Source organism: Desulforhopalus glucosivorans, assembly GCF_054397165.1.
Genome location: NZ_AP044854.1, coordinates 3,885,616 through 3,906,377 on the forward strand (window position 1 = coordinate 3,885,616; position 20,762 = coordinate 3,906,377).

Here is a 20,762-nt window from a genome sequence, read left to right on the forward strand (position 1 = left end):
AGAGACAACGTACAACCATCAAGGTGATGAGACATCATTGAGTTTCCAGTCATACTTGAGGTAACTGATTTTCACCTCACTCTCAACGAGTGTATCTTTCTCTTTTGATTCCAGCCCTAATAGCTCGCCATGGGACAACAGATAGTCCTCCAGAGAATCTATCCCCAGATATCCTTTTCTAAAATCGTCTCCATACCATTTAAAGATTGAGGATACTTCAAAGACGCCACGGGAAAATCTATTCCTTGAAGGATCACTTAAAAATAACATCTCAGCATCTTTTAACTGAGATTCAAGGATTTCGCCTCTGTAGGCCTCAGGCCGTAGAGCAGGACAACCTATACTTGCACAGTTTACAGCAAAATGTATACGGGGATCGTCATAGCTTCCCGGTGCCCGGATAAGCCCATGTTCAATATCATCCAAACTTACATTTTTCCCCAAAAGTGGGATAAACGTCTTCTTCCATGGCGATTTAAAAAATGAACCAAGATCTTTAATTGAGTCCAAATCCGGATATTTGGTAAGAATGAGCTCAACCGTCCAACCATTATATGCATTGATCAAAAAGGCGAGCTGGTCAGGTTTAGACCATCCAGCAAATGTGGTTTCATCTACTCCGGCAACAGCGTTAAGATAGGCCTGCAGCTTCTGCCTGTCACTGGCCACCCCCTTATAATCGACTTCCGTGGCCTTACCATCATTTACACTCTTAACATGTTGCTGCAATATGGTATTCCAGCCAGCGTGATCAAAGGTTGCCGCAAAGACCACAGGGGAAAAGCTGAGTGTAAGAACAATTAGAGCACATATACGAATCATCACTTCCCCCTTTTCCAGGTGTGATATTTTTCAACCCAGCCCAGCAATTTTTCAGGAGCATGGGCACGTTTCCACTCCCCTGCAACATACTTATTGGCTTCAGCAAGAGTGGGATAGGTGTGAATTGTGCCAAGAATTTTATTCAGTCCAAGGCCATGTTTCATGGCAAGAACGAACTCACTTAAGAGATCCCCCCCATGGGCACCAACAATGGTAACACCCAGGATACGATCCTTACCCGGAACAGTGAGAACCTTGATAAAACCCTCTGCAGTCCCATCGGCAATGGCCCTGTCCAGATCATCTATACCAAACCGTGTTACCTCATATGCAATCCCCTTCTCAGCTGCGTCCTGTTCATTCAGACCAACTCGTGCAACCTCAGGGTCAATAAAGGTGGTCCAGGGCACCACAGAATAGTCGGCCTTAAATTTCTTCCACTCTCCAAACAGCGCATTCACTGAGGCAAACCATGCCTGATGGCCAGCAACATGGGTAAACTGGTAGGGTCCTGCCACATCACCTGCAGCAAAGATGTTTGGATAAATAGTCTCCAGGTACTCATTTGTTGTGACGGTGCGCTCAGTTTTAATGCCTAATTTTTCAAGACCATAACCATCGAGGCGAGCGCTCCGACCAACTGCACAGATGAGGACATCATAATCAATCCGTTTTTCAACACCACCAGCCTCAACAATAACAGCCTTACCCTGATCGTCCTGCACACATCTGAGTGCACTGTGCCCCGTAAGAACGGTAACACCATCTTTTTCAAGGGAGGATTTTGCAAAGATGGAAACCTCCTCATCCTCTCTTGCCATTATTTTATCGCCACGTTCAATCTGCACAACACCTGCACCAAGGCGGGCAAAACTCTGACTCAGCTCGCAGCCAATGGGGCCACCGCCTAAAATAACAAGACGCTCAGGTACTTCTTCATATTCGGCAAGTGTATCCCACAGGGTATCGCTGGTCAGATAACCTGATTCTTCGATACCTGGCAGAGGTGGTACAAAGGGGGCTGCTCCGGCTGCAATAATAATTGACCTGGTTGTTAAACGCTGGATTTCACCACCCTCAAGTGCAATTTCAACTGTCCAGGGATCAATAACGGTTGCATACCCTTTTATCACCTCAACTCCTAGAGATGTGTAACGCTCAACACTATCATGGGGTTCGACGCTCTTAATTACAGAGTGCACCCGCTCCATAACTTTCTTAAAACTAAAGGACGGGTTACTATCTTCAAGACCGTAGTGGGAAGCATTCTTCATGTAGTGGCTAATCTTGGCACTTTTAATAAGTGCCTTACTGGGAACACAACCGTAGTTCAAACAATCTCCACCCATCTTCTCAGCTTCTACAAGGGTGACCTTCGCCTTTACCGCAGCACCAATGTATGATGAAACAAGGCCTGCAGCTCCGGCCCCTATAACCACAAGGTTTCTATCAAAGGATGATGGTTTAGACCATTTTGCATATACTTTTTTCTTTTTTAGTCCTTCCGTTATCTTCTTTGCAATAAGAGGAAACACTCCGAGCAGGGCAAAAGATAGCAGCAGGCCAGGTGATAGAATACCTGCAAGGCTGTCAATCTTGGCGAGCTGAGTACCCGCGTTTATATACACAAGTGTTCCAGCCAGCATCCCCACTTGACTCACCCAGTAAAAGCTCCAGGTTTTGATGGGGGTGAGTCCCATAAGAATATTAATAAGAAAGAAGGGAAATATAGGCACCAGACGGAGGGTAAAGAGATACAATGCGCCCTCACGCTCAATACCTTTATTAATAGCAGAGAGCTTGTCGCCAAAACGGTTTTGTACACTATCACGCAGAAGATAACGAGACACCAGAAAAGCAAGAGTAGCGCCAATTGTAGAGGCAAATGAGATAAGCACAAAGCCCCAGGCCAGACCGAACAGTCCGCCACCAGCTAAGGTCATAATAACTGCACCCGGAAGTGATAGAGCAGTCACTAACACATAGAGCGAAAAGAAAACAAAGCTTACAAGAAAAGGAGAATTATCTCTTAACTCAATGAGGTCTGCCTGGTTCGCCTTGATGTTTTCAAGGGTCAACACCGTATCGAGATCAAAAACAAAAAAGGAAATTATGGCAACTACGATGAGAAGTACGATTGCGATCTTTTTCATAACATTGTCCTTCAAAAAATCTGGTTCATTAAACGTCATTTACGTGTATCGGGATCAGGTTCTTACCTCTATAGTCGTGGGAGAATTGAATTCCTTACAATTTTTTTCAAATTTACAGAATATAAATAAGACGCTGAAAACAAGTGGTTATTTATAAATATTATTCTTTTTCAACAATTTTTTGATGTTATTCTTTACCGATTCATCAAGTTGCTCGCGGGGATAATCATCGACTTCTTTCCTGCTCATTCGTCTGATTACATGAAGTTGTTCTTCAAACCTCGTACAGTGACTACACATAAGCAGATGCATGCGTACACCGAGCCTTTGCCAGAGTGACAAATCCCGGTCCATTGAGTCTGAAACATATCTTGAAACCTTATCACAGTGTAACATCCACATACGACCCTCTCCTCACTAAACGCTCTGAAACCAACTATTTTCCAGACATTTTCTAATTGCCAACCGTGCCCTGTGCATAAGCACCCAGTAGTTAGTCGGACTCACACCAAGAACCTTACAAATTTCTTCATTATCAAGATCATCCAGCTCCCGCATGGTAAATGCGTCCCCCTGTTTCATTGGCAGATAATCCATACAGCTCCGCAGTACTGTCATGAATTCTTTTTCTTCAAAGCTCTTTTGCGGATTCTCCCGCCACCTGCCCGGATTTTTATTCCAGCCACCCTTAGAGTCAAAAAAGTCCTCTTCCATAAGCCCTTCAAGCTGCTCTTCAGGCATGACTGTTTCTTTATATTTCCTTCTTAAATGGTCGTATATTTTATTTTTCAGGATGGAATAGATCCAGGTTTTTTCTGAGGACTTACCGGCAAAACCAGAACTTGCACCAAGGGCTGCAACAAAAGTTTCCTGCACCAGCTCTTCAGCCAGAACCTTATTTTCTATCCTGTACAAGGCATAACTGTAAAGGCCGTCGCCATAGTTATCCACCCAACTCTCCGGATCAATTTGACTCATTATTATTCCTAAGTATTACAGTTTTTTCGGTCGATACAGTTGTATTGCTCTGTATCTCACAAGCCACCAAAGATGCCTAGTGTAAAATCTAGGTGTTATTTAATGACAATAGATTTATTATTGTACAATATACAGGGAAAGAAGTACGGCAGAAACCTACGAACGATACTGCATCCAGCCATATGATGCACTCCAAGCTGCCTTAATGAAAGATCTTAAAATGAAAGACTACTATAAAATACTGGAGCTAACCTCTAAATGTACAGACGATGAAATTCGCAAGAATTATCGTAAGCTGGCAATGCGCTATCACCCGGACCGCAACCCTGACGACCCGGCTGCTGAAGAAAAGTTTAAAGAGGTTGCAGAGGCCTATGGTGTACTCACCGACGCCAAAAAACGCAGAGAATACAACCGCTGCAGGGCCAGTGGCACCTCATACAACAACGACAGTTTTAATTACAGCCAGGAAGATATTCTTAAAGATCTGTTCAAAGACCCGAGATTCCAACAGATGTTTACCGGCTTGCTCCGTGAATTTCAAAAATCCGGATTTCGCCACAGCTCCCACTTTGTCAAACGAAGTTTTTTTGGTGGCAAAGGCGGTATGCTCATTGGTGGTGTTTTTCTCTTCGGCTCTCTTGCAAAACCACTCATTACCGGGGCAGCTAAAAAAACTCTCTCAGGAAAATCTTCCGTCTTCAAATCTCTTTCCGGTGCCGTTGGTAATCTCATTGGTGGTAAAAAAACAACTGCAAAACAAACACACAATACACCGCCGCCACCCCATCAGGAACACCTTGATATCACCTATCACACCCCACTGCTTCCGGAAGAACTTGAAAACGGAAAGGTTATTCAGGTCGTTGTCTATGGAGACCGCGGAGAGCAGACACTGAAAGTATCTATTCCTCCAGATAGTCATGAGGGACAAAAGTTACGACTTAAAGGTAAGGGAAGACCAGGCCCATTAGGTCGGGGTGATCTTTATCTGCAACTGGTTGCTAAAGAAAAATAGCGAGCTGTTCAGTATATCGTATTTCACCAAACAATCATACAAACCATATGTCTTTGACAATACTACACCTTCACAGTGAAGTTACGTTTACAATGTACAAGACAGTTTCATGTAAAAGATCACCGGTTTGTATCCAGAACGTCTCTTATAATTCTGGCAAGCTCTGACTTATTCAGCGGTTTGTAAGCAAAAGCATCAATCCTTTGTTCTTTTGCTCCTTCATCATTTATCTCATTGCTATACCCTGTACATAAAATAATCGGAATATCTTCTCTAATATTTCGTAACTCTTTCGATAGCATATCCCCTGTCATTGAAGGCATTGTCATATCAGTTATCACCAAATCAAATGAATGGGGCTTTTCCTTAAATAACTCGAGAGCCTCAATACTGCTGGTTTGTGTCGTTACAATATATCCCAGTGTTTCCAACATACGGTTTCCCATTCGTGCGACAGGAAGTTCATCATCAACAAATAAAATACGCTCTTCCCCTAAAGCAACTGGATCAGTCTTATGTTCTATATCAGCGATAACATCTGCAACCACGGGTAATCGTAAAATGAAGGACGTCTCTTTTCCCAACTCACTCTTTACTTTGATTTCACCTCCGGAGCCATCAATTATCCCTTTCACCATTGCCAATCCCATACCGGTGCCTTCTCCAACCCCCTTGGTTGTGAAGTATGGCTCAAAAATATTATCAATGATATCTTGATCAATCCCCGGACCATTATCAGTTACAGTGAGTTCAACATACTCTCCTGCGTTCCCTTCTGAAGACTCTGGAGCGGATTCCTGATCGACAAATATATCCCTCAAACCGACTTCAACCAACCCTCCTGTTTTTTGCAATGAGTGTATAGAATTGGTGCACAGATTCATTACAATCTGATGCAATTGAGAGCTGTTTCCCATCACCTTCGCTGTACTGTTAATGTTAACTTTAATATCTACAGATGTAGGCGTTGACGGCCTCAGGAGTTTAAAAACTTCAGTAACTATATCACTCAATCTTACCGGACTGCTATCTGTTTCAGATTTGCGGGCAAAAGCTAAAATCTGCTGCACAAGTTCTTTTGCCCTAATACCAGCAAGGTACACTTCATTCAAATCGGCTTTCTGAGACGATCCCTCCGGGGATGCTTCTAGAGCGAGTTCTGTAAAACCAATAATCGCAGAGAGAATATTGTTAAAATCATGGGCAATACCGCCAGCCAGATTACCAATGGATTCCATCTTTTGCGATTGTAACAATTGTTTTTCAAGTAGTAATTTTTCTTTTAGAGCTTCCTTTTGACTTGTAACATCCAGAACAACGCCGGCAACCTTGATTGGCACACCTTGGTCATCTTTGATGAGCTCAGCAATAGATTTAATTGATTTCGTTTTTGGTCCTGAAACAGGGCTGATCTCAAACTCAAGATTATATGGTTTATCCTTTTCAATCAGGTCAATCAGTGCCTGGTGCACCCTGTCTCTTTCCGGGATGCATTTTTCTACATCCTCAGTTGTAAAGCGATCAGTCTCTGGATCGAACCCATAAATAACTTTTGCTTGATCAGAACCCCAAAAAGTTTCAGTCACAAGATCAAACTCCCAATTACCAACCAAACCCATTCTTTGAGCACTTAAATATCTTCGCTCATTTTGTATCAAAGCTTCTTCTACTTTTTTACGCGCAGTAATATCCCGGCCAATCCCAAGCACCCCTATAAGTTCACCGCCTGGAGCACGCATTGGTGTTTTTATGGTTTCAAATAGTCCACAATAACCGTCTGAAAAGGTGAGCTGTTCTTCGTTTACCGATGGGGTATCGGCCTTGATAGCCTCCTGATCATGATAACGGAAAAAATCAGCTAGACTTTTATCTACAAAATCGTAATCGCTCTTACCTATTATTTCAAATTCCTTTGCACCGAAAAACATCTCGAATTTTTGATTACAACTTAAGTAAATGCCTTCAGGATCTTTTAACCACACAATATCAGGTATACTATCTACCAAGCTCCGTAATTGAGTTTTTGATTGTACTAGCTCCTCGTCTGCCTTCTTCCGCTCCGAGATGTCATTCATAATAATGAGTGAGAGATTTTTCAGTGGAACCATATAAAATTCGCATTTCCGCAGGGCACCATCTTTACAGGTTAATTCCCACTCCTGCATCTCAATATCTTGACCAGTTACCCTTGCTTTTTCAATCGCGGTTGACCAAGATTGTTGAACTTCCCACCTATATTCAGGATTTGGATATACTTTCATCCACCACATTTGTGCAGTACTTACATCTTCAACAGTGTAGCCAAACAGTTCGGTGAATTTATCATTTAAAAAACTGATATCTTGAGCTTCATCTGTCACCACCATTGGAAGCGGTGATTTTTCAATCATCTTTCTAAATTGCTCTTCACTCTCTTTTAAAGTTCTTTCCGCCTTTAAAAGATTATTTTTAGTACGGTGTAGATGAATTACTGCAATACAAAGGGAAAGAATAAGCAAAAGCAGAAGAAGCACGGTGATAATGGTTCCATGTACAAGCATTTTGTTTTCAGCGTAAAATGAAACTGGACGATTTATCACACTCGAATTTTCTGGTAAATCGTTTTCACTGATCTTAAATCGCTGCATTGCCTGCCAATCAAACATGTATTGATTGGGACTATTAGTTTCAACTGGCACATCGCTTATGGGAGTCCCCTGTAAGATTTGCAATGCTAGCTGTGAAGCTCTGCGCCCCTGGGATTCGCCGGTAACCATTTTTCCACCAACAACCCCATGACCTATTGCAATATCCCACAAAGCATATACAGGATACGAATTTTTTAATGAGAGGTGTGAAACAAACTGGTCAAATGGAAAATACGCCCCATCGCTTTCCAAAAAACTATTTAAAGGAATGATCACAATATCCTTACCGTGTGAATCGATTTCTTTATCAATTTGATTTATATTTTCAGCCGTGACAGTAATTAGCTCAACCCTATCGAGGTATCGTTCTTCAAGCCCTTCAAGCCATACCATCCGAAACGCTGGAGCCCCAGGTGCTACAAAAACAATTTTCTTAGTTTGTGGATGTAAATGAAGCGCTACATCAATGGTAGCAGTAATATCTGTCTCTTGAATTACCCCCGTAACAGGTTGCTTACCTGTCAACATGTGAGGTTTGTAGCCGATGTACGCAGCAAAAACTATTGGAACACCAAGAAATAAACCGTTTCGTTCCTGTAGTACGAAATCATAGGCTTGATTGTCACAAACTATGATGAGGTCGACAGGTACACTATGGTATTTAATTTTCCACAGTTCTCGTAACTCCTCAAAGTAATAAGGATCTCGATTTCTCTTTGTGTCAATATATTCAAACATTAGATCTACAGACACAGCAGAAGACCCAAAAACATCTTGAATGCCAGAGGTTAATGAATCTGTCCAAGGGTAGCCTTGATAAGCTGAATGAACAATTAATACATGTTGTGGACGGTCTTGTGTACCGGATTGAACTTTAGCTTGAAGGAGATCAGGAGTAAACACACAGAAAAAAGCGACAAACACTATATGTGATAATAAACCTCTCGAAACCACTCGCGATTTCCAATTCATAAAGATTATTCCTGAGTAATAAAAATGATTACTGAATACTGTACTCTTTAAAAAATGTAACCGATATACAAGCAGATAGTCGAGGTAGAATATAATTACTACAAAAAGTTATGTCTTTATCATTGCCCCGGTACAGCTCGAAGCAAGAGGATGTAATTGAAACCGGCAACTCGAGAGCAATGCTGATTGACTAAAATAGGGCTATTTAAAACATACCACCCGGTTCCGCCCCTCTTCTTTAGCCTTATACAACGCTCCATCTACACGTTGTAAAGTAACATTAATCGGCTCTGTAAAATCCCGACAAGTCGTTACACCAAAACTTGCAGTAATAGATAAATTATAGTCTCCACATATGAAGTTGGATTTACTCAATTCATGGCGGATTCGCTCAGCAGCTGTGTTCACACTCTCTATGTCAGTATCTGGTATAAACACCAGAAACTCTTCCCCACCATAGCGACCAAAAACATCATACGCACGTAGACAATTTGTCACTCTTCTTGTCATTTGGCGCAACACCTCATCACCGACCTGGTGGCCGTAGGTGTCGTTAACATTCTTAAAATGATCAAGGTCAATCATGATCACCCCCAGAATATTGTCAGATCGTGCCCCCCCACTACGTTTCATGCGAGAGATTTCTTCTTCAGCCCGATTGATCAAAGCCCCACGATTATAAATTCCGGTAAGCGGATCTGTCACAGCTATTTTCTGCAACTGCAAGAGGAGCTTTTTCAACTGCCGGGTCCCTATATAGACAAGCACATATGAAATGAGAAAGACTAGCAGTAAAATTGTACCAAGAATCAACACCGAATGTAGTACTCTTTGCTTTATTTCCTCCCGATACCGGGTAACATCCAAGTAAAGTTCAATGCTACCAACAATCTTCCCGTCACCATTAACAAACGGGAGATACGTCTCAACCACATCGACATCAAACAGCTGTTCTTCAGCCAGATCAACCATTGTGTCTTTGGTTTCTAAATGAGAATCGACCTCTCCAACTAACGCCCGCTCCAAGCGTTCATTAGCATCATTCACCCTACCTATAATACTGATATCGTTGCTAAATACAACTCGCCGGTCAAGTCCGAAAATTTTGATTTTAACAATTCCAAATGGATGCAAAAACTTTCGAATATTTCCATTTATACGAACTATTTCCTGCTTACTCAAAACAACATTCCGATCCCGAACACTAAAAAGGGCTTCTTCATGTTCAGCCACCATTACAGTAGCAATCCGCTTGGCATCGTCCTCTGCGGTATGAACAACATCTGCAATTGATTGTCGATAAATCCCCAAACCTGTCAGGCTAAGAATCAAGAGCATAGAAATAATTCCGGTAAAAACCAGCAACCGTAATAGGTTATCAGGATTTTGTTCTATACGGTGTATTGACAATATTTGGCTATATGGCATGGCTTCGATTCCTGCAAGTGACCGAGTTAACCGAAGATTTCTCATTTTGTCGACAACTGAGCCTTTTGCAAAAATAGGATTTTCGTCCAAGATCAAGGCCTGTGAAAAATTTTACCGCAGGCATATAGTTAATATTCCGAGGATAAAATTTTGAACAAGACAAAGATATTGGGCGCAAAGCCACTTTTGCAAGTGGCTCAACTGAAAGACCATCAAAAACAAATTCTTTTACAGTATATCATATTTACACCAACATCCACACAGGCATCACTATACTCTATAGGACTAACCGGTTTCATGGTCTCTAGCATTCATCAGAACAAACATGGCCACCACTATAACCAGAACGCCGGGAATTACTTTTACCGGTGGTAAGCCATTACCAAGTAAAAAATTGAGTGCGAGCACGAGTCCCGGGTACAGATACGAGTAGGCAGTCACCTTAGTGGGACCAAGAAACAGTACTGAATATTGGGTGAGAAAAAATGTTATTATGGTTGTAAAAACAGCCAAATAACTGATTCCCCCCCAAACAAGGGGTTCAACATCTCCCCATGGAACGTGAAGTAAATCCCTGCCAACATAGAGTAACAACCAGATGGCTCCGGTTACAAGGACCCAAAAGGTCATCACCGCCATGGACTCCCCGCGGTGTAAGATTTTCACTAGTGGAGCATACAAGCCCATAAAGAAACAACCGCCCAAGAAAATCAGATCACCATAGTTCCACTGCATGGTGAGTAGCCGAACAACATCACCACCAAAAACCACCCACAGAACTCCGATCAAGCCACAAAAAAGAGCAATGAACTGCTCTTTCATGAGCCTCTCTTTTAAGAGAAAAAAGGCATAGAAACATGAGATGGAAGGTACCAGGGCAAAAATAACACTTGTGTTCAAGGCTGTTGTATAGCGCAGTGAGAGGAACATGGCGCAGAAAAAGCTGACCATACAGCCACTAATAAGTGAACACCGAAGAAGTAAAGAGAAGGAAAAATGGAGGCCGTAACGATAATGAACAATCGGACCGAAAATTGAAACGGCGATTACAAACCTGATAAGTGTGAGTAGGGCCGGATCAAGTGCTTCTGTAATTGCTGCTCCAACAATAAATGAGGTGGAGACCAAAATCGCCGAGAGCAGCATAAAAAGGTGTATTTTTAGTAAAGGCCAGCGTACAAACGAACCAGATACTGATTTCATATACACCTTATTATCACCCAACGTACGCGACACATCAACTCAAGCCTCAACTCCGATAGTTGACCACAGGCTCTTGGGCACTGGCGTTACCCCTCTTGCCTTTTACATGGTCAAGGGTTGACATGGCGGTGGCCACCATAGAGCTTACATCACCAAGATTACTAGGAATAATCATGGTATTATTCTCTTTTGCCAGTTTACCAAACTGATCAATATAATTCTTAGCAACTTCAAGATTGGCGGCCTCGTGACCACTTGGTCCGGACATTGCTTTAGCAACCTTGGCAATCCCTTCCGCGGTTGCCTCTGCTACTTTTAAGATTTCCTGGGCCCGACCTTCCGCTTCATTTATACGTTTGATTTTTTCACCCTCAGAGAGAAAAATCGCCTCACCCCGATCACCTTCTGCTTTATTTAAAATTGCCTGTTTTTCACCCTCAGAACGCGCGATTTCAGCTCTTTTTTCCCGCTCAGCCTTCATCTGCTTTTCCATCGCTTCAAGCACTGTGCGTGGTGGCTGAATATCTTTAATCTCGTAACGGAGTACTTTTACCCCCCAATTGGCAGCGGCTTCATCCAGAGCCATAACCACCTGGCCGTTCAAGGTCTCCCTCGCCTCAAAGGTACTATCCAGAGTAATTTTACCTATTGCTGACCTGAGACTGGTCTGGGCGAGCTGGGACGCCGCAAACCTGTAGTCATCAATGCCATATGCGGACATTTTAGCATTTACAACCTGAAGATACAGAATTCCATCAACTTCAAGGGTAACGTTATCTGCAGTAATACAGGTTTGCGCTGGAATATCAGTCGGCTCTTCTTTTAAACTCCGTTTGTACGCCACCTTATCAAAAAAGGGGATAAGGATATGAAAACCAGCTTCAAGAGTCGTTCTGTACTTACCTAATCGTTCAACCACGAATTCTGAACGTTGGGGAACGACAACAGCTGTTTTCCATATTACCGCAACAACTAAAATTATTATAAAACCAAGCGCTATCAGATTTTGTTCCATGTCATGTCTCCCTAAGATCTTTATCTAGAATCTGGTTATCTGCTATACAATGCAGACAGCTATATTTTTTCCACATGGATAACAAGATTATCCTGACGTACAACGGCTACAATCTCACCCTCATCTATTTGCTCGTCAGCAGTTGCACGCCACGATGTTCCTGAGTAGTTTATGCGCCCTTCAGCAGGTGGGACAATTTCAACCGCAATCACAGCCCGGTCACCCGGCACAGCAAGAACAACATCTTCATCGAGTTCCTCGCTATTATCCTCATCCTTAGTATTAAAAAAACGTCGCTGGATCATATCTCGAAGAGTGAGCAAAGAAACCACTGAGGCAACAATAAAAAGACCAAGTTGCCAGGCAATCGCAATTGGGGTCAACCATGCAACAAGTGCTGTAATTAACGCAGCAAGACCGAAGAAAAACAGAATAAATCCGGGTAACGCCATCTCAAGAAAAAGCAGCATTACCCCAATAATTAACCAATACAACGCAGGATCGATGAGGCCCATAGTTTCTCCATAATAAAAGACAAAAAAAGGAGGACGGATAGTCCGCCCTCCCTGTATATTATGCACATCTCAGTGCCTTACTCCAGAAAAAATGTCATAAAAAACAAAAGTCCCGGCTTATTTCCCGTTTACCGGGGTTAGCGTATTACACCAGCTCTTTTCTACTTGCCAAACAACCTGTTGTACACCACGCCAGAAATAACAAGAGCCAAAGGCCAAACCCAGATCAAACCAATACCAAGGGGTATCGCAGCTACAGTAAACAATAGGCAGGTCAGAAGACCTATTCCAGCCACCTTCCACCAAACCTTATGCACAGCCTTTCTTGAGGTTTCGAGAGCCTGCCATGGTGATAGATTCTTATCCACAATGAGCGGAATCGCCATTACATAACCAACAGACAGGTAAATACCCGGTAATATAAGTAAAACAAAACCGATAGTTATAAGAATAGATTGGAGAATGGTCACAACAATAATTTTTCCTGTGAAGGAAAAACCGTGAAAAATCATTTTCCAGGAGACCTTATCACCAGCCACCCGGCGAATTCCCATAAAGAAAAGCCCACCCATGAAAATCATATAAAGCGCCTGGGTAACGAACTGAAACAGAGCAGAAGGAATAAAGCTGGTAAGGGATTCTGTACCAATTTCGTCTGATGGCAGTAACATCGAGCCACCCGCCACAATAACAATGAGCAACAGATACATAACAGCAGACGCTGCCCAAACAGCACCTTTAATGCCTTTAACCTTCTCCCAGGCCTCTTTTATTACACCGCCAACTGTGAATTGTGGCTTCAGCTCTTTTGTTTCTTCATCACCTTCAAGATTTTCTTCCGGGATATCTCCACCATCAAGGTTTGCGCCAGCTAAAGCTACAGGCTCCACAACAGCCTCTTCACCCTCTTCTGCTGGAGAACACTCAGTACAATACAGTCTACCATCAATTGCCACAAAAGGTTCACCAACACTGTCTTTTTTACCACACTGCCAGCATTGTTCCTTATCTATACCGTAAGGCTCATCTTCAACGACGACATCACGAGTATCATCGCCAATCACAACGTCAGGTTGATCGTGTTCATCCACCTCGGGAAGATCAGCGTCCGCAAAGGACATGACTTCTTCTGGTGAAGAGTCTTTAGTTGTTACTATCTCTTCTCTCTGTTTATCATCGTCACCGGCAAAAAGAGGCATAGCAACGTCAGGAGCAGTAAGTGTGGCAAGATTGCTGTCCTCGTCCTCGATCTCTTCAACCTCTATCTCTTGATCAACTGCATCTATTATTTCAGCTACTTCTTCTATATCAGTCAGGTCTTCATCGGACTCAACGGGGGTATCTAAGCTCTCATCAAATAGCGCGTCATCGTCCTGATCCACGGTTCCGAGCACATCACCAAGATCATCTGCCAGAGTAGGTTCTTCCGCTAATTCAAGTTCATCGTCACTTATACTAAGATCAGAATCACCCAAATCGACTACTGGCCCCTCATCTTCACCAAAATCTTCTAACTCATCTGAGGCCTGGGCCTCAGCCTGTTCGCTAGCGGCAATCTCTTTATCCAGATCCGCTTCAAAGCTTCCCCAGTCAAGGTCGTCACCCTCTTCATCCAGCTGTTCTTCGGCATCAACCTCCGCTGCTGAATCGTCCACTTCTTGATCGATTTCATCGTCAAGATCCAGTGAATCTTCAAAAGGTTCCTCATTAAGTTCAGCCAGAGCTGACTCAACAGGAGAAGCAACCTCAGCTGTTGGCTCATCGCGCACAACCTCCTGGCCCTGTGTTTCTGCAACAGTTTCAGCACCGAGATCAGCAGTGAGGAATTCGTCTTGGTCAATGGCCATATCAGGTTTAAGATCAAACATTCCCTGACATTTTGGACATTTTATCTTTCGTCCGCTATATGAATCATCCGCAGAGCCTTTCACTCCACAATGGGGACAATAAATTTTCATCGAACTCCTCCAGCTCCTCTGTTTAATTCAACCTGCTTCTCTAATTGTACTCCAGGCTCACACACCCGAAATATTCCAGAATACTGCAAATGGTATTTTTTCTTTTAACACTAATACGGTAAGGGTACATAAAATAGTATCGTACTACCAGCCAATCTCAAAGGCAAAGGTGGCACTAATATAATTGAATGATTAGCATAATCATCGTATTATTAAATAGAAGCTTATGCAAATACAATATATTTTTCAGTTTTTTCTAACAAAAGATAACAATGGAAATCATTATAATAGCCGCTATGGCACAAAATCGAGTTATAGGTGTTAACAATACACTCCCCTGGCACATTCCTGAAGAGTTGAAACTTTTCAAAAAGACAACTATGGGATGCCCAATGATTATGGGCCGTAAAACCTTTGAATCATTTCCGTCCCCCCTTCCCGGCAGAAAACATATTGTTCTTAGTCGTAACAGCGGGTACCAGCCAAAAGGTGGAGAGTATGCCGCCTCCATGGAAGAAGCCCTTACTATGTGCGAAGGCTCTGAAAAAGTCTTTATCATAGGTGGTGCTGAAATTTTTGCCCAGGGTTTTGACGTTGCGACAGCCGTCTCCCTCACCCTGCTGCATAGAGACGTTGAGGGTGATGTTACCCTCCCTGAATTTTCCGAAGACAAATTCACAGAGGAGAGTAGAACCACCTATCCGGATGGTTCAGAACCCTTCACAGTAGTATCGTATCGCCGAAAATAGTTCATCCCTTAGATATAGAGCAGTGATATGCTTTCGTATGTCACTGCTACCAATCTTCATTTAACTCCTGAATTGAGTTATGGATATCAAAAAACACACTCTTTAACCGCTGATAGCTTTCTACTATCATCGGATCAAAATGTTTCGCCTTTTCCTCTTCAATATAGACCTCTGCATAACTCAGAGAAAATGGATCCTTGTGGGGACGCCTTGACAACAATGCATCAAAGACATCTGCAAAGGCCATTATTCTGCCGGCAAGGGGGATTTCTTCTCCTTTTAAACCTATCGGATAACCAGTTCCATCCCAGCGTTCATGGTGTGCAATGGCAATGTCATGACCTAAGAGAAGATACACAGAACCAGTTTGCCTATGCATATCCTTTAAAATAGCACCACCTCTGGTCGTATGCTCCTTCATGGTTTCATATTCATGATCCAGAAGTCGTCCGCGTTTTTGGAGTAAGCCATCAGGAAGTGAATGTTTTCCTATATCATGTAAAACACTAAGATTGGCTATATCTTCTACCATCTGTTCAGTTAAGCCAAGCGCCGGATGATGAAGCCGCAGGTCTTCAGCCAGAATCGCACAGTACTGTTTGATCCGCAGGAGATGTACTCCCGTCTCCCCGGCCCTTTCTGCTGCAAGTTGAACAAGTCCGCCTACCAGACGATAATGATCCTCAAGCCGTAACTGCCGCAGAGCGCCCTGCAGTCTTAGAGATAACTCCTCTTTTACCATGGGAGTCTCCACAAAATCATCGGCTCCTGACCGAAGACAATCCACAAATACACTTTTTCCGGTATCTGAGGTCAAAACCATCACGTAGGTGTATTGTAGTTCTTCCTTTCGGATAGTCTTCACCACCTCCAAACCACCGGCAACATCCATTTCAAGCGCTGTAATTACAATACGGACTGCTCTGATATTCTCCGACCACAGTTCAAGCCCTTCTTGGCCATTGTTTGCCTCCAGTACATAAAAGCCCTCCTCTTCAATGGACTTTTTCAAACCTGTCCGCTGTAATCTATCGTTTTCAATCAATAATACAGTGGGTTTTAACAGTACTGAATCAGGCATCCAACAAACTCCTTCTAAGGACAAAATGATAAGGGAGATGATTTACAAACAATTATTGGAATTCATTAATCGAATTTATTATTCAAATTGAATCACAAATCGTAATACCATTACAAGTACCACGGTCTTTTTTTATGATTCTATTCGCTCCATGACTAATGGCCCATAGGGTGAAAACAATCGCACTTTACTTTTTTAAAACCAGTGATGATGGTGTAACAAAGCGCGGTTGCAGCACAAAATCTCAACGTAACCTCGTAATGTTAACAGCAATTGCAATCAGGAGAATTCATGGAAGACCAAATAGAAATATCCGTTTATGAACCGGAAAAGAAACAGGGACTTATCGTCATTATCACAGGTAACGGAAAGGGAAAAACAACGTCAGCCATGGGAATGGCTCTGCGTGGATGTGGACATGGTCTAAAAACAACCATTGTTCAGTTTATGAAGGGAGACCTCTACTCAGGCGAGTGGGATGGAGTCAGCAAACTTGCTCCCCTGGTGACCCTCCACCATACAGGCAAGGGATTTTGCGGTATTGAGGGCAACCCCTTTCCCCATTCAGAACATCGCAAAAATGCCCAGGACGCTCTGTTGCTCATTCAAGACATCATCAAAAACGACACACCGGATACCTTAATATTAGATGAGGTGAATAACGCCCTGCAATTAAAACTCATAGATCTGGATCAGGTCCTTGAGATAGTCAACATGCGCCCAAAACAGATGCACCTTGTCATGACAGGGCGAGACGCACACCCCGATCTTATTGAACTTGCCGACACCGTCAGTGAAGTACAGGAGATAAAACATGCCTATCGAAAAGATATAGAGCCACAACCGGGGATAGACTTTTAAACATTGGTGAGCTACACCTAAAGGCCGCAGAGCATGTAGCCTAGAATTGGCTGGCATTTATTTTTGCAGCTGAGATAGAATTCTTTATGGTGTTTTGTAGAAGATTTGTTTGTCTTACCAAAATAGAATTCACTCAGCCCAAGAGGTGTCAGCCCTTTTTGTGCTGCAGCGTGGAGTAGTTTTGGACCACAGCAATCACCTGACCCGATGGGGATTCCCCGCTCTTCATAGAAGGCCTTTAAGATGGAACGTTTCTCACCTTTAAAATTTTGTAGCTGATATAAATCCTGAAAGACAAACATTTTGGATTGAGAATATGTTTTTCTGATTTTCCTCGCATGCTCGTAGGTTTTATATGCCTCTCGCATCTGCCTGCGATGATATATTTGCGCCCCATGATCACCAGCATCCATGGTCTTTTCGTACTGTAGTTTGCACTGCTCTGCCTTGTGCCTGCAAACCTCAATATCGTCCGTCATTTTCTGGATCGACGCCTCAATTTCAGGCAGGAGCTGGTAATAACCATCCAAATCAAAAGCTGGCTGAACCCAGCCTTCTACGAGCCAATGAGCGTTAAACTGTCCGGAAAATGCACGGAGCACGACAGTCTTGCCATAGGCATCCACACATTCCAGCACACCAAACATCTGTCCACCCCTTGTTTCCCAGAGGCTGTCTGTTGAAAAGATTAACTGTGGGTCTGGAGAGTGAAAATCAATCCGTTTCTTCTCTTCCAGTTCTGCTATCAGCTCCAGAGCATATTCACGGCTATTGCCCTCTGTTAGATAATGAACCTCATCACAGTCTGCACAATACCCATAGCAAGTCGCCTCTATGGGAAGATCAGCAATCAATAGTTCAATATCATTAGTATGTAGCATAGAGGAATCATGATGCAAGAATACTCAGAACAACGGCTCCGACTTAAACTCAAGAACGTCACCTGTGACAGGGTGGGCAAAAGAAAGATAACAGGCATGTAGCTTCATCATTCCAGGACCGGTTCCTGTTCCGTAGAGTGGGTCTCCAACAATGGGAATTCCCAGGCCATGTGTAGAGGCAGAATGAACCCTGAGCTGATGTGTTCTTCCAGTTATAGGGGTGAATTCGATTCGTGTTTTACCATCTTTGACCAGGATTTTTTTCCAGTGGGTAATACCCAGTTTCCCGTGAATCGGATCGTAAATCTGATGGGGTCTATTGTAAATATCAAGACGAAAAGGAAGTTCGACAAGCCCCTTTTCTCCATCTAATTCACCGTCAAGAATCGCAATATAGCGTTTATGCACCTCTCGCTCCTGAAACTGAATCGAGATGTTACGATGTACCTCTTTAGTCCTGGCGACCACCAGCAACCCCGAAGTATCCATATCCAAACGATGAACTGTGGGTTGCTCAATACACCCCGGATACAAGGCTTTTACCCGCTCACCGACACAATCGAGGTTTTCCGGACCACGCCCGGGAACAGAGAGCAATCCACTTGACTTTACAACTACGACAAATTCGGGTTCTTCGTGAATTACTCGCATTTCTAACATAAACTACTCACCTTACAATACCCCAAATTATCCGTTTACTCTGATGTTTCCATTACTCCATGGGATCAGATTAAACGTTTTAACATAACAAAATATGCATGTCCGCAGATTCTCCAAGAACCGGGCTCCGAAGCAAGGTACAGGGTTATCATTAAAAAAACATTATCGATCTATCGAAATTGTTTTTCCAGTTCTTGCACACATTCATCGGGAGACAGAGAAGTACCGGGTAGTCCACAAGCTTTACTGAGTTGTATAACCTGGGGATAGTAGAGACCACAGTCAACCATAAGCCTCCGTTTAGTAAAGAGGTCCTGGACGCTACCGTCAAACAACTTCTTGCCACGGGCAAGGGATATAACCCTACCGATATTTTCTGCTACAAAATCCATATCGTGGGAGATGATAATGACAGTCTTTTTTTCTGACTGGAGTTTATTAAGGCAACCGATCAGAAGTGACACTTCATACGGGTCGAGGCCCGCAGTCGGTTCATCAAAAACGAGAACCGGGGTATCCATGGCGACAATGGAGGCCATAGCAATTCGTTTACGCTGGCTATAACCAAAGTCATAGGGATTTTTATTCTTGCTAGAGGTCAAATCAAAAAGCTCCAGAGCCTCCTGCCCCAGTGACTTGATTCGCTCTTTAGAATAGCCCAAATTTTTAGGTCCAAAAGTAACTTCATCCCAAACAGTTCGTTTGCAGATCTGGTCGTCCGGATTTTGAAAAAGGAGTGCAACTTGACCCGCCAATTGTGCTGTCCTGGTGGTTGTCGTATCCTTGTCATCAATCCACACCTTTCCCCCAGAAGGCGTGAGCAAGCCGTTGAGGTGCCTGACAAGTGTTGATTTTCCTGAACCATTGTGACCTGTCAGGGCCACCCGCTCACCAGTTGAAATCTCAAAGGAGATATCTTTGAGTGCCGCAACTGTGTGAGCATAATTAAATGAGAGATTTTCAACACGAATGAACATGGTTCTCTCTTACTGGTGAAAGTCTATCGATAACCTCAACGGTCTCAGACAGAGATGCTGGCAATGGCTGATCCGCCGGTATTAATCCGTTCTTGCAAGCCAAGTCTGCCACCTGACTATATCGGGTCCAGTTAAGATGTATTCTTTGCATAATAGGGGAAGTAAGAACCTCCCTCGGAGTGCCATCCATCACAAGGTTACCTTCATCAAAGGCAAGCACCCTGTCTGCATATTCTGCAATAAGATCCATTTTTTGTTCTGCAATGATGATTGTTTTTCCCTGCTGCTGTAATTGACGCAAGATATCAAACACCAACGTTGCCCCTTGCGGATCAAGAAATGTTGTCGGCTCGTCAAGGATGAGAACAGACGGCTCTGTCGCCAAAACAGTTGCCAGGGCGAGTCGCTGTTGCTGCCCCCCTGAGAGGTGAAATGGTGAGTGTTGTGCGTACGCCTCAAGTCCCATAAGATGTAGTGTCTTCCTTACCCGTTGTTGCATTTCTTCCCGTGCTACACCCCGATTCTCAAGGCCAAAGGCAACTTCTTCAAAAACCGTATAGCGGACACCTGATATCTGGCTACCAGGAACCTGCAGCACCAGACCAACATTAAGCGCAATTTCACCTACCGACGTATCTCTAATGTCCACCCCATCAATTACTATTTTTCCCTGCATCTTTCCATGGTACAACTGGGGAACAACACCAGCAAGGGCGTAACATAATGTCGATTTTCCACAATTGTTGGCTCCGATCAACGCAACAAATTCGCCTGTCGAAATCGTTATAGAGACGTCATGAAGAGCAGGCTCATCGGCCCCAGGGTACTCATAGGTTAAGTGCTCAGTTGTAAGCTGGACCATAC

General features: G+C 43.3%; 18 protein-coding genes. 3 read left to right on the top strand and 15 right to left on the bottom strand.

The features are described 5' to 3' along the window. Nucleotides 1-18: 18 nt before the first annotated feature. The 4 genes from ACX6CI_RS16770 to ACX6CI_RS16785 form a co-directional block, all read right to left on the bottom strand. A complete protein-coding gene (locus ACX6CI_RS16770) occupies nucleotides 19-822 on the bottom strand; it encodes a DUF547 domain-containing protein (RefSeq protein WP_458774800.1) in 804 nt (267 codons plus the stop codon). Continuing rightward, complete coding sequence (locus ACX6CI_RS16775; protein ID WP_458774801.1) at nucleotides 822-2,975, bottom strand: FAD-dependent oxidoreductase; 2,154 nt, start codon at nucleotides 2,973-2,975, stop codon at nucleotides 822-824. Before ACX6CI_RS16775 ends, ACX6CI_RS16770 begins: the two co-directional genes overlap by 1 nt. A 147-nt stretch (nucleotides 2,976-3,122) precedes the next feature. Beyond that, complete coding sequence (locus ACX6CI_RS16780; protein ID WP_458774802.1) at nucleotides 3,123-3,377, bottom strand: zf-HC2 domain-containing protein; 255 nt, start codon at nucleotides 3,375-3,377, stop codon at nucleotides 3,123-3,125. A gap of 15 nt (nucleotides 3,378-3,392) precedes the next feature. After that, complete coding sequence (locus ACX6CI_RS16785) at nucleotides 3,393-3,953, bottom strand: sigma-70 family RNA polymerase sigma factor (protein WP_458774803.1); 561 nt, start codon at nucleotides 3,951-3,953, stop codon at nucleotides 3,393-3,395. A 205-nt stretch (nucleotides 3,954-4,158) separates the two neighbouring features. Here ACX6CI_RS16785 and ACX6CI_RS16790 point away from each other — a divergent pair, with 205 nt between their 5' ends. Continuing rightward, on the top strand, nucleotides 4,159-4,971 hold the full coding sequence (locus ACX6CI_RS16790) for a J domain-containing protein (RefSeq protein ID WP_458774804.1): 813 nt from the start codon (nucleotides 4,159-4,161) through the stop codon (nucleotides 4,969-4,971). A gap of 119 nt (nucleotides 4,972-5,090) precedes the next feature. Here the strand turns inward: ACX6CI_RS16790 and ACX6CI_RS16795 are convergent, their stop codons facing one another. The 6 genes from ACX6CI_RS16795 to ACX6CI_RS16820 form a co-directional block, all read right to left on the bottom strand. Then, complete coding sequence (locus ACX6CI_RS16795; protein ID WP_458774805.1) at nucleotides 5,091-8,570, bottom strand: ABC transporter substrate binding protein; 3,480 nt, start codon at nucleotides 8,568-8,570, stop codon at nucleotides 5,091-5,093. Nucleotides 8,571-8,771: 201 nt separating this feature from the next. Beyond that, nucleotides 8,772-10,088, bottom strand: a complete 1,317-nt coding sequence (locus tag ACX6CI_RS16800; protein ID WP_458774806.1) for a GGDEF domain-containing protein — start codon at nucleotides 10,086-10,088, stop codon at nucleotides 8,772-8,774. Between the two features lie 195 nt (nucleotides 10,089-10,283). Beyond that, the gene (locus ACX6CI_RS16805) at nucleotides 10,284-11,201 is read right to left on the bottom strand and encodes a DMT family transporter (RefSeq protein ID WP_458774807.1); all 918 of its coding nucleotides are present in this window, start codon (nucleotides 11,199-11,201) and stop codon (nucleotides 10,284-10,286) included. A gap of 46 nt (nucleotides 11,202-11,247) precedes the next feature. Then, nucleotides 11,248-12,216 (bottom strand): SPFH domain-containing protein, encoded by a 969-nt coding sequence (locus ACX6CI_RS16810; RefSeq protein ID WP_458774808.1) that lies wholly within the window; start codon nucleotides 12,214-12,216, stop codon nucleotides 11,248-11,250. 59 nt (nucleotides 12,217-12,275) lie between these two features. After that, entirely contained in the window at nucleotides 12,276-12,797 is a 522-nt protein-coding gene (locus ACX6CI_RS16815) for an NfeD family protein (RefSeq protein ID WP_458774809.1), read from the bottom strand. 95 nt (nucleotides 12,798-12,892) lie between these two features. Next, entirely contained in the window at nucleotides 12,893-14,689 is a 1,797-nt protein-coding gene (locus ACX6CI_RS16820) for a hypothetical protein (protein ID WP_458774810.1), read from the bottom strand. 272 nt (nucleotides 14,690-14,961) lie between these two features. Here ACX6CI_RS16820 and ACX6CI_RS16825 point away from each other — a divergent pair, with 272 nt between their 5' ends. Beyond that, nucleotides 14,962-15,438: a dihydrofolate reductase gene (locus ACX6CI_RS16825; protein ID WP_458774811.1), complete on the top strand. Its 477-nt coding sequence runs from the start codon at nucleotides 14,962-14,964 to the stop codon at nucleotides 15,436-15,438. A gap of 46 nt (nucleotides 15,439-15,484) precedes the next feature. Here ACX6CI_RS16825 and ACX6CI_RS16830 read toward each other — a convergent pair whose 3' ends face one another. Further along, on the bottom strand, nucleotides 15,485-16,519 hold the full coding sequence (locus ACX6CI_RS16830) for an HD domain-containing phosphohydrolase (protein WP_458774812.1): 1,035 nt from the start codon (nucleotides 16,517-16,519) through the stop codon (nucleotides 15,485-15,487). A 291-nt stretch (nucleotides 16,520-16,810) separates the two neighbouring features. On the opposite strand from ACX6CI_RS16830, the gene ACX6CI_RS16835 reads away from it, so the two are divergent. Further along, on the top strand, nucleotides 16,811-17,380 hold the full coding sequence (locus tag ACX6CI_RS16835) for a cob(I)yrinic acid a,c-diamide adenosyltransferase (protein WP_458774813.1): 570 nt from the start codon (nucleotides 16,811-16,813) through the stop codon (nucleotides 17,378-17,380). A gap of 17 nt (nucleotides 17,381-17,397) precedes the next feature. On the opposite strand, the gene ACX6CI_RS16840 is transcribed toward ACX6CI_RS16835, so the two are convergent. From ACX6CI_RS16840 to ACX6CI_RS16855, 4 genes are all read right to left on the bottom strand, one after another. Further along, on the bottom strand, nucleotides 17,398-18,261 hold the full coding sequence (locus ACX6CI_RS16840) for a hypothetical protein (protein ID WP_458774814.1): 864 nt from the start codon (nucleotides 18,259-18,261) through the stop codon (nucleotides 17,398-17,400). A gap of 24 nt (nucleotides 18,262-18,285) precedes the next feature. After that, complete coding sequence (locus ACX6CI_RS16845; protein ID WP_458774815.1) at nucleotides 18,286-18,921, bottom strand: RluA family pseudouridine synthase; 636 nt, start codon at nucleotides 18,919-18,921, stop codon at nucleotides 18,286-18,288. 170 nt (nucleotides 18,922-19,091) lie between these two features. Then, complete coding sequence (locus ACX6CI_RS16850) at nucleotides 19,092-19,898, bottom strand: energy-coupling factor ABC transporter ATP-binding protein (protein WP_458774816.1); 807 nt, start codon at nucleotides 19,896-19,898, stop codon at nucleotides 19,092-19,094. After that, nucleotides 19,882-20,760 (bottom strand): energy-coupling factor ABC transporter ATP-binding protein, encoded by an 879-nt coding sequence (locus ACX6CI_RS16855; protein ID WP_458774817.1) that lies wholly within the window; start codon nucleotides 20,758-20,760, stop codon nucleotides 19,882-19,884. Before ACX6CI_RS16855 ends, ACX6CI_RS16850 begins: the two co-directional genes overlap by 17 nt. Nucleotides 20,761-20,762: the final 2 nt, after the last annotated feature.

Bases quoted from the DNA above. Each gene is read 5' to 3' on its own strand.
- ACX6CI_RS16770 (WP_458774800.1), bottom strand. From the start codon at position 822: ATGATTCGTATATGTGCTCTAATTGTTCTTACACTCAGCTTTTCCCCT.
- ACX6CI_RS16775 (WP_458774801.1), bottom strand. From the start codon at position 2,975: ATGAAAAAGATCGCAATCGTACTTCTCATCGTAGTTGCCATAATTTCC.
- ACX6CI_RS16780 (WP_458774802.1), bottom strand. From the start codon at position 3,377: ATGTGGATGTTACACTGTGATAAGGTTTCAAGATATGTTTCAGACTCA.
- ACX6CI_RS16785 (WP_458774803.1), bottom strand. From the start codon at position 3,953: ATGAGTCAAATTGATCCGGAGAGTTGGGTGGATAACTATGGCGACGGC.
- ACX6CI_RS16790 (WP_458774804.1), top strand. From the start codon at position 4,159: ATGAAAGATCTTAAAATGAAAGACTACTATAAAATACTGGAGCTAACC.
- ACX6CI_RS16795 (WP_458774805.1), bottom strand. From the start codon at position 8,570: ATGAATTGGAAATCGCGAGTGGTTTCGAGAGGTTTATTATCACATATA.
- ACX6CI_RS16805 (WP_458774807.1), bottom strand. From the start codon at position 11,201: ATGAAATCAGTATCTGGTTCGTTTGTACGCTGGCCTTTACTAAAAATA.
- ACX6CI_RS16810 (WP_458774808.1), bottom strand. From the start codon at position 12,216: ATGGAACAAAATCTGATAGCGCTTGGTTTTATAATAATTTTAGTTGTT.
- ACX6CI_RS16820 (WP_458774810.1), bottom strand. From the start codon at position 14,689: ATGAAAATTTATTGTCCCCATTGTGGAGTGAAAGGCTCTGCGGATGAT.
- ACX6CI_RS16825 (WP_458774811.1), top strand. From the start codon at position 14,962: ATGGAAATCATTATAATAGCCGCTATGGCACAAAATCGAGTTATAGGT.
- ACX6CI_RS16830 (WP_458774812.1), bottom strand. From the start codon at position 16,519: ATGCCTGATTCAGTACTGTTAAAACCCACTGTATTATTGATTGAAAAC.
- ACX6CI_RS16835 (WP_458774813.1), top strand. From the start codon at position 16,811: ATGGAAGACCAAATAGAAATATCCGTTTATGAACCGGAAAAGAAACAG.
- ACX6CI_RS16840 (WP_458774814.1), bottom strand. From the start codon at position 18,261: ATGCTACATACTAATGATATTGAACTATTGATTGCTGATCTTCCCATA.
- ACX6CI_RS16845 (WP_458774815.1), bottom strand. From the start codon at position 18,921: ATGTTAGAAATGCGAGTAATTCACGAAGAACCCGAATTTGTCGTAGTT.
- ACX6CI_RS16850 (WP_458774816.1), bottom strand. From the start codon at position 19,898: ATGTTCATTCGTGTTGAAAATCTCTCATTTAATTATGCTCACACAGTT.
- ACX6CI_RS16855 (WP_458774817.1), bottom strand. From the start codon at position 20,760: ATGGTCCAGCTTACAACTGAGCACTTAACCTATGAGTACCCTGGGGCC.